Raw genomic sequence first — 13,239 nt, forward strand, 5'->3', positions numbered from 1 at the left:
GGTCCTTCCGGTGTCCGGACTGGAGGCGCGGTGCCAGCTGGCACCGCGCCTCCCGTCCTCCAGGGGGTCAGCCGAGGCGACGGGCGCTGAGCCAGCGCACCATCTCGGGGTCCTGGTGGTCGAAGAACTGCGATCCCCCGGTGTGCAGGTCCGCGATCCTGGCCATCTGCGCCTCGGTGAGCTCGAAGTCGAAGACGTCGAGGTTCTGCGCCATGCGGTCCGGGTTGACCGTCTTCGGGATCGCGACTACCCCGCGCTGCGTGAGCCACCGGAGCACGACCTGCGCGACGGACTTGCCGTGTTCGGCACCGATCGCGGCCAGCACCTCGTTCGTGAACAGGCCGTTCTTTCCTTCGGCGAAGGGGCCCCACGACTCGATCTGGACGCCCTCGCCGCGCATGAGCTCCTGGTAGTCGGTGTTCTGCTTGAACGGGTGCGTCTCGATCTGGTTCACGGCGGGGACGACCTCGTTGTTGATGATGAGGTCGAGCAGCTGGTCCGGAGCGAAGTTCGAGACGCCGACCGCGCGGGCCTTGCCGTCCTTGTTCGCCTGCTCCATCGCGCGCCACTGGCCGTAGGTATCGCCGAAGGGCTGGTGCATCAGGTAGAGGTCGACGTACTCGAGGCCGAGCTTGCGGAGGGAGTCGTCGAGCGCCCGGGCGGTGTTCGCCTCGGCGGGCGCGTCCTGGATCCAGAGCTTCGTCGTGATGAAGAGTTCGTCACGCGGGATGCCGCTCGACGCGATCGCGGCGCCGACGGCCTCTTCGTTGCCGTACGCAGCGGCGGTGTCGAGCAGGCGGTAGCCGGCGGCGAGCGCCGAGCTGACGGCAGCCTCGGTCTCGTCGGCGCCGACCTGGTAGACGCCGAAGCCGAGGACGGGCATCTCGATGCCGTTGTTCAGGGTCACTGTGGGGGTCGCGGTTGCCATGCGTCCATCACACTCCGGTCGCGCGGGCGGAGGGAGTGGTGCTCGTTCCCTGTACTGGGAGTCAGTGCTTCGCGGAGACGATCCACGCGCTGCAGGCTGGGCGGGGCATGAAGGCGCGCGTCACGCCCTGACGAGCTGAGTTCCGCCGAGGACGGAAGAAGCCCCCGGCATGAGCCGGGGGCTTCTGTGGCGGTACCGGTGGGATTTGAACCCATCGCCGAGCCCCGGCACGTGGGAGAGTTCACCTCCGATCGCCGCAATCGCGGGCTGGTCGGTGACAACTCGCGCCCCCTGCGGCATTCCCCAGCCACGTCGCAGTGCACCAAAATGCACCACGGCTGCCAGGACTGCGCGACACCGACAAGACGACGTCATGCCGAAGTCTTCGCCGCAGATCCGGCGGACGTAGGACGCGACCGTTGCGCAGGAACTGGCAGCTGGCGGCTCGCCGTTTGCGGGAAACCGAAGGCCCGAGCCGAGCCGGCGGTCACATACGGCAAGATGCGTGTTCTAGCAGCAGACAGGAGGGCCAGCATGGACGAGGATACGCCGGACTGGGCAACCATCGAGGGCGCAGTGTGTCTATCCCACATCGTCGACACTTCTCTAAGAGAATCCGTCGGCAACGCTACCGACCGGTCCTGCACGATCTGTGGACGCGCAGCGGTCGGCAGCGAGCCTGCCTTCGCTGTGGCGTGGGACATCGTTGTGGAACCCTTCATGCGCGCCTTTTGGCGCGAGTACGAGCGACCCGAGGCAGCACCTACTCCGAGCGACCTTGAAGACACGACGTGGGCGGTTGGGTATCTCGCGCAGTACGCGTTCGACGTGAGTCACATCGAGGCTATCGGATCCCTGATCTCCGACGCGATTGCCGTCGATGAGGTGAGTACCTACGGGGCGGCGATAAGCGCCGATGGACTGAGCCATGAATGGGACGACTTCGAGTCCACTGTGAAGCACGAGAGCCGCTTCGTTTTCATGGGTAGTGATGGCCCGAGCGCTCGCGTGCAAGACTTCCTTCGGAAGCTGGGCGAGCTCGCAAGCGATGGGAGTGGTCTCGTCAGTCATTTGCTGCCTGAGGACCCGCTGTACCGAGCGCGGACGGTGGCCTGGGATTGGTCCATGACGGCAAAGCTTCCAACATCTGCCACCGAGCTTGGTCCTGCACCAGCAGACCGCGCCGCCGCCAATCGCATGTCGCCGGCGGGAATTCCGATGTTTTACGGCGCGGAAGACGAGGCCACGGCACTGAACGAGGTCGGTGCGTTCAGCATTGCACAACATGCCGTCGTCGGCGCATTTTATCCGACGCGGCCACTGCGGATGCTTGACCTACGCACCGCGTCCATATTTGCTTCACCATTCGACGAACAGCATCTTGAGCTACGCATCCTGCTGCTGTTCCTCGAGGAGTTCCAGCAGGCAATCAGCCGACCGATTGTACCCGATGGGCGCCAACACATCGATTACGTCCCCACGCAGGTTGTCGCCGAGTTCTTCCGCCGCGCCGTTAATCCACCACTCGACGGCATCGTATTCGCGAGCGCCCATACCGGTAACTCGAACTGCGTCATATTCGCCACGGACCAGAACGTCGCAAATAACGGAGCGGTTGAAGCGGAACGATCGGTGGGCTCGATACTTCCCGACGCCGATTACCCCGAGGTACTGCTGACACTCGACCCATCAAGTGTGGTTCTGCGACGCCTGGTCCACAGAGTCGACCACGAGGCGCTCGGGCGTTTCGACGGAAGTCGATGGTCGATATCCGAAGGAAATCGGTACTCGCTGTCTCGCGAGTAAACAGCCTTGCGTCAGCTATTACGGTTGAGGCCTTCGTCGCCCGACGCCTTGTACTTTCTGGCGGCGTCTTCCCGAGTGAGCAATTCCTCGGATTCGGCCCAGACCCTCAGCCGATCGCCATAATTAGCACGCCTGATCTTGTCCCGCTGGGACTCGTGCGGCATCTCAGGGCGGACGTCGTGAGTCCGTCGCCAATCGTCGTAACCCATCATCGCAATCCACTCTTTGTCCTGCTTGAGGATGTCTTCACGCCACGACTCCACTGGATAATCGGGAAGGTTTTGGAAGTAGTTGGCTGCCGACTGCGCGCGCTCATCAGCATCGCTAATCTCTTGCAGAATAGCCGCCATAGACGGCCCCAGATGAGCCAGAAAGCGATCACGGACAGAAGGTTCTACGAAACCACCCACCGGCGTATTCATGCCCAGCTTTTGAGACAGAGGTGTCACTTGAAGCCCCGATGGGTACTTCAGTAGGTGAAAAATCAGCACGAGGTTCAGCACGCGGTCCCGAAGAGTTACCCATTTGAGCATCGCATCAGCGCTAAACAAGGGTCGATTCGACTGAAGAACGAGGCCGGCAGTCGACTTCCGGTACCCCCGGGAATGAGCAAACCCCGATATTTCTCGATACAAGGATTTGCCTCGCTCAAAGAGGTCAGGGTCTCGCTCGAGCGCAGCCTGCACCGCTGGAAGTTTAAGGAGCTTTCTCCCGACCGCAGAGAATCCCGGGGTGTCCTCGCGCCCCTGAAGCCAGTCTTGGATGTCGATGTGAGCGGTATCGTCGATGTCCCAATACACCGAGAGCAACCCGAGTTCCAGGACGCCTCGTAAACCTGAGAGAGCCTGCTTATAAAGCCCGAAGCGCACTTGCGTGGTGGAGGCCCTCAAATCCGCTTCAGCTTCAAACAGCGGATGCAGGTTGCCTGAGAAAAGGTTTGTTTCTGTTACGGGAACGAGCTGAACGAGACCATGCAGGAGCCAGACCGAATTTGAGAAGCCTCCGCGGATCTCGGGGTTGCTCTCCAAGAACGAATCGGTGTCCCTTGCTACTGTAGCGAGCTCGTCATCCGAGTACGCGTACCACCATTCACTTTGCATGCGCTCAACCTAAACCAAATAGGAGCGACTGCTGCAGGTTCAGTTGACTCCTGACAGGTAGGGGCATGGGCTCTTGCTGGAAGGATGTGCGTCATGGTGAAGGCGTATCCGGAAGATTTCCGCCGTGACGTGATCGCGGTCGCTCGGAAGGGCGAGACGTCGGTGCGGCAGGTCGCGCGCCGAGCTTGACCGTACCTTGCTGGACGAGCCCGATCGACGCCCGCGCTACGTCTCGTGGGAGGACGTCACGATTGGTATCGACGGCCCCGCATGGGGAGGACGACCGCGCTGGTCGTCCCGGCGAGCCCGCGAAGATCCCAGAGTGGGCGAACTCAAACGGTCACGAGGTCTTCTCACGCTGTCGCTGCATACGGGACTGGCCGCCCGCCGGCCTGGGCTGGCCCTGCCGTCGTAGCGCGACCCAGCGCACCGGCTGGGCCGCGGCGATACCGCACCTCCGCGGCTAGCGCCGGAGTCAGCCTCGGTGACCTCCTGATTGATCGTTGTCGCCGCTGCCACAGACCGTCATCACGAAGACACAGGCTGGTGGGGCGTCATGCTCGCAGTCGCGCTCCCGTTCGCCCTCGCCACCTGGCTGACGTGGACCTGCACCGCCTGGAACGGCGCCGTGGCAGGCCGGTGCGGCAACCCCCGCCACGGGTGGAGACGGTGTGAGAAACCTGGCCATGGACGGACCAACCAGTTCGTCACAGCCCCCGAGTTCGCAGCCCTCGTCTCCGTGCTCATCGGGGTCGCCAATGCGGCGATCGTCTTTGGGTTCCCGTTCAGGCGGAGCCGTAAACGATCGTTGTCGGGATCCGCTCGCACCCACCCGCGCCCACTCGCATCCGGGCAGGATGAAGACATGAGCAGTCACGGCGCGGACATCGAACAACTCGGCGTGATCGCCGTCACCTCGGACGCGAGCCGCTGCCCGCGCCTCAAAGCGTACATAGGCACGAACGACAAAACCCCCATCACAGACGGCCATATCGATCTGTACTCCAATTCCGGGCAGAAAAAAGACGACATCATTGGCCGCGTAGAGGTACAGGTCAAAGGCCGCAGCCGTCAAAAACCTGTTAAAAAAAACAAGCCGACCATAAGTTACGCCGTAAACAGGGCCGATATCGAATATTTCCGGAAAAACGGCGGAGGCATCTACTTCTACGTCCCGATGCGCCCGGACGGAACCGGGGAAGAGGTATTTTTCGCCATCTTGAACCCGTTCAAGATCGAGAGGGAACTAGCAGCACAGCCGGACGCGGCCAAGGTGTCATTCAAATTCAAGCGCCTGGCCCTTGGGGGTTCGCTCGAGGGAATTGTTGGACTTGCGATTCACCAGCAGGATCAGGGGCGCATAAAGGGGGTCCCTGACTCGGTTCTCGATGACGCCGTCGCTATCATGATCCACACCCTTGAAGGCTTCAGCCAGGACCGCTCCGTAGAATTGACCCTTGAGACTAGCGACTACGCTGTGTTAGCGGAACTACCCTCGGGCATGATCATCCCCGTCGATGTTGACCTCAAAGTCTTTCCGGCGCACTTTGCCCCTCATGAGACTACCAACGTAATTGTTTGTGGGAATGTGGAGTTCTCAAGGCCATGGGCTTCTCGACTAGAAGCGGATGACGTGGTCCTGCTGACCTGCTCTGAAGGTCTGCGGATCCGCATACGAGAGGAAGAGAGGACGGTGAGTCTGAATTTGACCCTCGCTGGCGGCCTGCGGAGCCAGGTCAGAGACGTGGCGTTCATGCTCAATGCAGCCCACGGGATGCCGATCACCATCGACGGGAGGGCCGGATCTGGAGGGGAGGAAGACCCTGCCGCAGCCGAGCAGCTGAGCGCCACAAAACATGCCCTTGAGGGTTTCATCGAGCTGTTTGACTATCTCGGCCTACCCGATGAGGTCTTCAACTCACTTAGTTTCAACCTTCAGGAAAAACGGAACCTGTTGACTCTGCGTGACGCCATGGCGCGGCACGAAGAAATTCGCCTCTATAACGGGGAGGGATTTGGTCGCTGGGACGTATCACTCGGCGAAGAGAAGATAATCACCATGGTCTTGCCCGGGTCGTCGGACCACATGAGATATCTATTTGATCCATTCGACCCAGCAAACCGCGATAAGTTCAGGATGCTCGGAAAAACCGACGGAGAAGACAAGTACAAAGAGATAAACTGGTCTACGGTTTACGAGTCCCTTGAAGTTCCCGATCTTGTGAATGCACTCAATCTGCGCATCGATCAAGTCGTCGACGCATATGAATCCCTCGAAGACAATGCTGTTAGATACAGCCTGGCAAATAACTTTGCACTCAAACTCATGTTGGCCTGCGATTTCACGGTCGAGCCGCGCAACGAATATCTACTGAGTGGCGCCGAGGCCCTCACGAACTGGCTTCTCGACCACGCGCCAGAGGACCCTATTCATAGAATCAATCGGTGGCAAATTCTCAGACGGCGTGGCCCGCTCGCGACGGCCGAAAGGCAAGCACTTCTGAAATTAAGGCGGGAAATTGCGAGCGACAATTCCTCGACATTGGAAGCGTGCATAGCAATCCTTCTGGAGGACGCGGACGACCTCGATCTGGTGCTTGCGGAACTGACCGATGAAGAGAGGAAAGAGCTGCGACGGTGGCCAATCTGGTCGGCGACCGGTCGTGAGAGGTGATGCTAGCGATCTGGCGAGCCACGAAGGGATGAAGCCGCGTAGCCACCTCGGGTCGGGGTGCGGCTTGTACCGAGGCCGTCGCTGCGCCCGCACTCTTCCCCTGGGCGGCCACGACGTCGGCGGGCTCGGTGCTGAGGTCAATGACCTCTTAGCGCACGCCCTTGTTGTAACGCAAGCGAGCACCTCCGCTTCGACACGCACGCTCGTGAAACAGGCGAGTGGACCTGAGCATCAGCCCGGGAGGAACCCCAACAAGCAGCCCCGCCGAGGAGATGGCGGTCACGAGAGGGGCGGTCTGAAGCGGTGGATGGAGAGCGTGCACCAGAATTGCACCAGAGCCACGCCTGCGAATGAAGAAAACCCCCGCGTCAACGGGGGTTTTCTACGGCGGTACCGGTGGGATTTGAACCCACGGTGGAGTTGCCCCCACACATGTTTTCGAGACATGATCCTTCGGCCGCTCGGACACGGTACCGGGAAAGAGCTTACACGATCCGGGAGGCACGGCGCACCACCGCCGGTCCGCTCCCCCTCCACAGGCGGCCGGTCCAGAACCCCCGTCCCCAGCTCAGGAGGGACTCGTCACGTCCCGAAGATCGCCGCGTAACGTCCACCCCATGAGATCCCGGACCCTGATCGCACTGCTGTCGTCGATCGTCGGCGGACTGGTCGTCATGGGCGGCGCCGCCTTCGGCGCACGGGCGGGCGTCCGCGGGCAACGCGCCGCCGCCCGACGCGTCGTGGACATGCTCCCTGTTCATGCCGACTGGTGGCGCGAGCGCCTGCAGCACGAGGGGCAGATCACGTACCTCGCGATCGGCGACTCGGCGGCGCAGGGCGTGGGCGCGACCGAACCGCACCGCGGGTACGTCGGCCTGCTCGCCCGGCGGATCCGCCACCGCTCCCGCACCTCGGTCCGCGTCGTGAACCTCAGCGTGTCCGGCTCGACGACCTGGGGCGCCCGGAAGGACCAGCTGCCGAAGCTCCGGAACTACGCGCCCGACATCTGCACGGTGTCGATCGGGGCCAACGACATCGCCGACTTCCATCCCGACAAGTTCGAGCGGAACATCCGCGAGATCTACGGTGCGGTGCCGTCCCACGCGATCGTGGCCGAGCTGCCGTGCATGTTCGTGCCGGATCGGGAGCGCAAGGTCGCGGTGGCGAACGAGATCGTGCACCGGGTGGCGGACGAACTCGGGTTGACCGTGGCACCGCTGCACACGATCACGAAGCGCGTCGGGCTCCGCCGGACGTTCTTCAACAGCTACGGCGACCTGTTCCACCCGAACGACCGCGGCTACGAGATCTGGGCGAGTGCGTTCGAGCCCGCGATCGACGCCCGGGTCGACGTGGTGGCCGCGATCCGTCACTACCTCTCCGCACGCGAGGCAGAGGACCTCGGTGCGGGTGCCGGGGCGGTTGCCACGGCTCGTGCGGAGCAGGACGTCGAGGGTGCCGAGGCGCTCGACCACGCCGACCGGCCGGGGCGGATCGACCGACTCCGGCAGCGCATGACGGGTTCCGTCCCGATCCCGGGCGCCCGCGACGACAGTCCGGACGACCGGTCCGGCCATGTCGGCGGCACCGCCTAACCTGACGAGCATGGCCCGCCCTCAGTCTCTCTACCGCTGCACGGAGTGTGGCTGGACCAGCATCAAGTGGGTCGGTCGCTGCGGCGAGTGCCAGGCCTGGGGCACCGTCGAGGACTCCTCCGCAGCGACGGCCAGCACGCGCGGCACGGCCGCCGTGGCCGTCGCCGGCAACCGCGTCGCTCGTCCCATCACCGAGTCCCGCGGGACGACGGTCCAGCGTTGGCAGACGGGGATCGGCGAGTTCGACCGCGTGCTCGGCGGCGGTGTCGTGCCCGGTGCCGCCGTCCTGCTGTCCGGCGAGCCGGGTGTCGGCAAGTCCACGCTCCTGCTCGAGGTCGCCTCGCGCGCAGCGGCGACCGGCAAGCGCGTCCTGTACGTCAGCGCCGAGGAATCCGTGGACCAGGTGCGCCTTCGGGCAGAGCGGACCGGGGCCATGCACGACGACCTGTTCCTGGCGAGCGAGGTCGACCTCGGCGTCATCCTCGGTCAGATCGACCAGGTGCGCCCGGACCTCCTCATCGCCGACTCCGTGCAGACCATCTCGTCGAGTTCGATCGACGGCATCGCGGGCGGCACGTCCCAGGTGCGCGAGGTGGCTTCGACCCTGATCCGGGTCGCGAAGGACAGGGCGCTTCCCGTCCTCATCGTCGGGCACGTCACGAAGGACGGCACGATCGCCGGCCCACGCCTGCTCGAGCACCTCGTCGACGTCGTCTGCCACTTCGAGGGCGACCGACAGACCGCGCTCCGGTTCGTCCGGGCCTTGAAGAACCGCTTCGGTCCCACGGACGAGGTCGGCTGCTTCGACATGGCCGGCGACGGCATCCACGAGGTCCCCGACCCGAGCGGCCTGTTCATGTCGAAGAACGGCGCTCCGGTGTCCGGCACGTGTGTGACGGTCGCGCTCGAGGGGCGTCGGGCGCTCCCGGTCGAGGTGCAGGCGCTCGTCGTGCCGAGTTCGGCCCCGCAGCCGCGGCGGGTCGTGAACGGCGTCGACGCGTCCCGCGTGGCCATGCTGCTCGCGGTGCTCGAGCGTCGTGCCGGCCTGAAGCTGTCCGACGCCGACGTCTACGTGTCGACGGTCGGGGGCATGAAGCTCACCGAACCCGGCGCGGACCTCGCGATCGCACTGGCCCTGGCGAGCGCGGCCCGGGACCGGCCGTACCCGCACACCCTCGCGGCCGTGGGCGAGATCAGCCTCGCCGGCGAGATCCGTCCCACGACCGGCACGAAGCAGCGTGCGAGCGAAGCAGCCCGGCTCGGTTTCACGACCGTCCTCGGGTCCGATGCACAGCACCTGCGAGAAGCCCTGCGCGTCGCGTTCTCACTGGCGAACAACGAGCGCGAACGCGAGCTCGACCGCGCGTTCTGACCGCCCGTCCCGACGGCGTGCGCGATCGCGACGCGCCGTGCGACCGCGCACAGCGCGAATCGCTCAGGCGCGGAGTGCGGCGAGCAGGTCCTCGGGGGTGGCCTGCATCGTGTGCGGTCCGGCGATGTCGAAGAACACACCCTCGAGCGACTCGAGGTGCGCGGCGAGGAACTCCTCCAGCCGCGGTCCGTCGTAGACCATGACCTGCCGGATCTTCTCGTCGGGCACCATCGCCGTGTAGGCGTCCGCCGACGAGAACAGCAGCAGGATGCGCTTGTCGGAGCCCTCGCGACCGAACACCCGGACCTGCATGTCCTTCTTGCCGGTCACGAGCCGGGGGACGATCACGATGTCGTTGCGGAGGGCGAACGCCACCGCGGCGACGTCCTGCTTCGCTAGGGCTTCCTCGAGCTGTTCGCTCCGGAAGCGCTGTTCCTTGTCTGCCATCGCCCCTAGTCCACCAGATTCATGGCAGTTCAGCGACTTCGGCTCTTCCCTTGTGGCCAGGAGAGGGTACATTGATACCAACCGCTTCGGCGGGAGTCCATCGTTCTTCCGGTGTCATGCACCTCGAGCGCCATCGGTCACTGGCCTTCCCCGGCCGCCTGGCCCCGAACCCGTTCCGCCGGCCCAATGCCCGCGGGGCGCATCGATCTGACGACATCCGTCGGTGGATCGGCGGTAGCGAATACCGCATCGCAAGGCAGTCGACAGCAGATGTCGACTGGCAAGAAAGTAAGGAACGCCATCATGGCATCGACCGGCACCGTCAAGTGGTTCAACAACGAAAAGGGCTTCGGCTTCATCGCCCCGGACGACGGCTCCGCTGACGTCTTCGCTCACTTCTCCGCGATCGCTGGCAACGGCTACAAGTCGCTGGAGGAGAACCAGAAGGTGGAGTTCGACATCACCGAGGGCCGCAAGGGCCCGCAGGCGGAGAACATCACCGTCCTCGGCTGATCTCGCTCAGCTCGAACGGGCCCGTCGTCCTCGTGACGACGGGCCCGTTCTCGTTGCCGCGATTGCTCGCTGATATGCTGGCGTATCATGCAGAGTGGATACATCGTCTACGTCGACGAGAGCGGGGACCACAGCCTCACGAGCATCAACCCGCAGTACCCGATGTTCGTGCTGGCCTTCTGCATCTTCCCGGTCGATCTGTACATCGATCGGATCGTTCCCCTCATCCAGCGACTCAAGTTCGACTTCTTCAACCACGACATGGTGGTGCTGCACGAACGTGAGATGCGGCAATCGGCTCCGCCGTTCGACATCCTGCTGAACCCGACGACGCGGGCCTCGTTCATGCAGCGGATCGACGCGATCTTCGACGAACGGTTCAGCGTCGTTGCATCAGCCATCCGGAAGCACGAGTTCCTCCGGCGCGTGGGGCGCGACACGAGTCCGTACCATGTGGCGCTCGAGTTCGGACTCGAACGAGTCTTCCTCCAGCTGCAGAATCGTGGCGCCGCCCGCAGCGAGACCGTCGTCGTGTTCGAGAGCAGGGGACGGACCGAAGACCGTGAGCTCGAGGAAGAGTTCAACCGCATCTTGTCCACCACCCGGATGCGCGGGATGGCCGAGACGTTCCGATTCGCCATCGCGAGCAAGCAGACGAACAGCGCCGGCCTGCAGATCGCGGACCTCGTCGCTCGGCCCATCGGCACGCATCTGCTGCGACCCGAACAGACCAATCGTGCCTGGGACAGGATCCTGGAACGGATGCCCAAGTCGCCGAACGGCTCGGAGCGTGGGTGGGGCCTGAAGGTCTACCCGTGACAAAGCGAGAACCCCCGGCCTGAGCCAGGGGTTCGACGCCGATCGGGCATTCCCGATCCACTTGCCAGCCAGCATATCAGCGATGCCGCTCCGCGACTAGTCGAGGATGAACTGCACCGAGTCCTTCGACTCGATGTTCCCCACCCCGACCTGCAGGTGGTAGCTCGCTCCCCCACCGGTCACCGACGGCCGCGACGAGTCGCACGTCGAGGTCGACGAACGCGTCCGGTCCCATGCAATCGCCGGCGTCGTCAGGGTCTGCCCGGCCTTGATCGTGACGTCCTGGTTCGTCCCGCCGGTCTGGCAGTCCTTGGAGGACCAGTACTGCTCGTCACCGGAGCTGATCGTGAGGACCTGCTGCGACGAGCCGAGGTCCATGTGGCAGGAGTTGGACCCGGTGTTCTTGATCGACATCGCGATCTTCGGGTCCTCGGTGGGCCCGTACGCGGTCTTGTCCACGACGGCGGTGAGTTGGATCTGGTCCTTCGCGCAGGTGGATCCGTCAGCAGCGGATGAAGCAGACGGCGTCGATCGAGCGGAGGGCGACGACGACCCAGACGAAGACGCTGACCCAGAAGAAGAAGAAGAAGAAGAAGACGACGACGACGGGGTCGAAGCCCCGGTCGCCGTGGCCGTCGGCTCCGCCGAGGTCGCCCCGCTGCCCCGCCCGACGACGATCAGCACGACGACGACCACGATGAGCAGGAGCACCCCGATGACGGTCGCACGGCGACGCCAGTAGACACCCGGCTTCTCGGGCCCGACGGGGTGACGGAACGACGACATGCGCACAGGGTAGACAATGCCGAGAGCCCGACGAGGGAACCCCGCCGCAGACCACCCGAAAGCGTCAGAGGATCTTCAGCATGCGGGTGTTGCCGAGCGTGTTCGGCTTGACCCGGGCGAGGTCGAGGAACTCCGCGACCCCTTCGTCCGACGACCGCACGAGTTCGGCGTAGACGTCGGGTGCGACGACCTGTTCGCCGATCTCGAGGTACCCGTGCTTCGTGAAGAACTCGACCTCGAACGTCAGGCAGAAGATGCGGGCGACACCGAGCTCGCGGGCGTCGTGCTCGAGCGCTTCGAGCATGCGGTGTCCGACGCGCTTGTGGATCCAGTCGGCGTCGAGCGCGAGCGTGCGGACCTCGGCGATGTCGTCCCAGAAGACGGCGAGGGCACCGCAGCCGATCGGCACGCCGTCGGGACCCTCGGCGATCCGGAACTGCTGGATCGAGCCGTAGAGCGCGACGTTCTCCTTGCCGAGCAGGATGCGGCGGTCGACGTACGGCGAGATGAGGCGTTGGATGTGCGGGACGTCGGACGCGAGCGCCGGTCGCACGAGGATGCCGTGTTCGTCCCGTTCGTGGAACGCGTGCTTCCCGTGCTCAGTCATCTCCCCAACCTTAGTGCTCACGGGGTACGGCTCCCTGGACCGTGCACATGCGCCGCCGCCTACCGTCCAGGACATGCCCCAGATCATCGAAACCGTCGACGTGAACGTCCCCGTCGCAGCTGCCTACGGCCAGTGGACCCGATTCGAGGAGTTCCCCGAGTTCCTCGACGAGGTCGAGAAGATCGTCCAGGTCGACGACAAGACCACCGACTGGACCGTGAAGGTCGCCGGCCAGGAGCGCGACTTCCGCGCCGTCATCACCGAGCAGCACCCCGACGAGCGGGTCGCCTGGACCGTCAAGGACGGCGAGACCGACCACGCGGGTGTCGTCACCTTCCACAAGCTCTCCGACGACGAGACCCGCGTCACCGCGCAGATCGACTGGGAGCCGTCCGGGTTCCTCGAGAAGCTCGGTGCAGCAGTCGGCGTCGGTGGACACGCCATCAAGAAGGACCTGCAGAACTACAAGGAGCGCGTCGAGGCGGCTCCGACGGACACCGGGTGGCGCGGAGACGTCCAGGCCTGATCCGGTCGACGAACGAGAGCCCCCGTGCTGGGAACCGCACGGGGGCTCCGGCGTACCGTCCGCACC

12 protein-coding genes and 1 tRNA gene are annotated in these 13,239 nt (G+C 64.3%); 7 read left to right on the forward strand and 6 right to left on the reverse strand.

Annotation, left to right across the window (positions count from 1 at the left end; genetic code table 11):
- Positions 1–67 precede the first annotated feature (67 nt).
- A complete protein-coding gene (locus FS532_RS16595; protein WP_144756796.1) occupies positions 68–928 on the reverse strand; it encodes an aldo/keto reductase in 861 nt (286 codons plus the stop codon).
- 534 nt (positions 929–1,462) lie between these two features.
- Between FS532_RS16595 and FS532_RS16600 the strand changes: the two genes are divergently transcribed.
- Positions 1,463–2,734 carry an RES domain-containing protein gene (locus FS532_RS16600; RefSeq protein ID WP_186322099.1) on the forward strand — a complete coding sequence of 424 codons (1,272 nt, stop codon included), beginning with the start codon at positions 1,463–1,465 and terminating at the stop codon, positions 2,732–2,734.
- An 11-nt stretch (positions 2,735–2,745) separates the two neighbouring features.
- Here FS532_RS16600 and FS532_RS16605 read toward each other — a convergent pair whose 3' ends face one another.
- Positions 2,746–3,834: a hypothetical protein gene (locus tag FS532_RS16605; protein WP_144756800.1), complete on the reverse strand. Its 1,089-nt coding sequence runs from the start codon at positions 3,832–3,834 to the stop codon at positions 2,746–2,748.
- Positions 3,835–4,699: 865 nt separating this feature from the next.
- On the opposite strand from FS532_RS16605, the gene FS532_RS16610 reads away from it, so the two are divergent.
- Positions 4,700–6,508, forward strand: coding sequence for a DUF4365 domain-containing protein (locus tag FS532_RS16610; protein WP_144756802.1), 1,809 nt, complete (start codon positions 4,700–4,702; stop codon positions 6,506–6,508).
- A 388-nt stretch (positions 6,509–6,896) separates the two neighbouring features.
- On the opposite strand, the gene FS532_RS16615 is transcribed toward FS532_RS16610, so the two are convergent.
- Positions 6,897–6,983, reverse strand: a tRNA-Ser gene (locus FS532_RS16615).
- A gap of 142 nt (positions 6,984–7,125) precedes the next feature.
- Here FS532_RS16615 and FS532_RS16620 point away from each other — a divergent pair.
- Together FS532_RS16620 and radA are read left to right on the forward strand one after the other, a co-directional pair.
- Positions 7,126–8,103: an SGNH/GDSL hydrolase family protein gene (locus tag FS532_RS16620; protein WP_144756804.1), complete on the forward strand. Its 978-nt coding sequence runs from the start codon at positions 7,126–7,128 to the stop codon at positions 8,101–8,103.
- 10 nt (positions 8,104–8,113) lie between these two features.
- Complete coding sequence (radA, locus tag FS532_RS16625) at positions 8,114–9,475, forward strand: DNA repair protein RadA (protein ID WP_144756806.1); 1,362 nt, start codon at positions 8,114–8,116, stop codon at positions 9,473–9,475.
- Positions 9,476–9,538: 63 nt separating this feature from the next.
- Here radA and FS532_RS16630 read toward each other — a convergent pair whose 3' ends face one another.
- On the reverse strand, positions 9,539–9,922 hold the full coding sequence (locus FS532_RS16630) for an SseB family protein (protein ID WP_186322100.1): 384 nt from the start codon (positions 9,920–9,922) through the stop codon (positions 9,539–9,541).
- A gap of 303 nt (positions 9,923–10,225) precedes the next feature.
- Here FS532_RS16630 and cspE point away from each other — a divergent pair, with 303 nt between their 5' ends.
- Both cspE and FS532_RS16640 read left to right on the forward strand, forming a co-directional pair.
- The gene (cspE, locus tag FS532_RS16635) at positions 10,226–10,435 is read left to right on the forward strand and encodes a transcription antiterminator/RNA stability regulator CspE (RefSeq protein WP_017887662.1); all 210 of its coding nucleotides are present in this window, start codon (positions 10,226–10,228) and stop codon (positions 10,433–10,435) included.
- A gap of 87 nt (positions 10,436–10,522) precedes the next feature.
- Positions 10,523–11,254: a DUF3800 domain-containing protein gene (locus tag FS532_RS16640; protein WP_222122012.1), complete on the forward strand. Its 732-nt coding sequence runs from the start codon at positions 10,523–10,525 to the stop codon at positions 11,252–11,254.
- A gap of 96 nt (positions 11,255–11,350) precedes the next feature.
- On the opposite strand, the gene FS532_RS16645 is transcribed toward FS532_RS16640, so the two are convergent.
- Together FS532_RS16645 and FS532_RS16650 are read right to left on the reverse strand one after the other, a co-directional pair.
- The gene (locus tag FS532_RS16645) at positions 11,351–12,040 is read right to left on the reverse strand and encodes a hypothetical protein (RefSeq protein WP_144756812.1); all 690 of its coding nucleotides are present in this window, start codon (positions 12,038–12,040) and stop codon (positions 11,351–11,353) included.
- Positions 12,041–12,104: 64 nt separating this feature from the next.
- A complete protein-coding gene (locus FS532_RS16650) occupies positions 12,105–12,647 on the reverse strand; it encodes an amino-acid N-acetyltransferase (RefSeq protein WP_079237744.1) in 543 nt (180 codons plus the stop codon).
- Positions 12,648–12,720: 73 nt separating this feature from the next.
- Between FS532_RS16650 and FS532_RS16655 the strand changes: the two genes are divergently transcribed.
- The gene (locus FS532_RS16655) at positions 12,721–13,173 is read left to right on the forward strand and encodes an SRPBCC family protein (protein ID WP_144756814.1); all 453 of its coding nucleotides are present in this window, start codon (positions 12,721–12,723) and stop codon (positions 13,171–13,173) included.
- Positions 13,174–13,239: the final 66 nt, after the last annotated feature.

This window comes from Curtobacterium pusillum (genome assembly GCF_007673235.1).
GTDB lineage: Bacteria > Actinomycetota > Actinomycetes > Actinomycetales > Microbacteriaceae > Curtobacterium > Curtobacterium pusillum_C.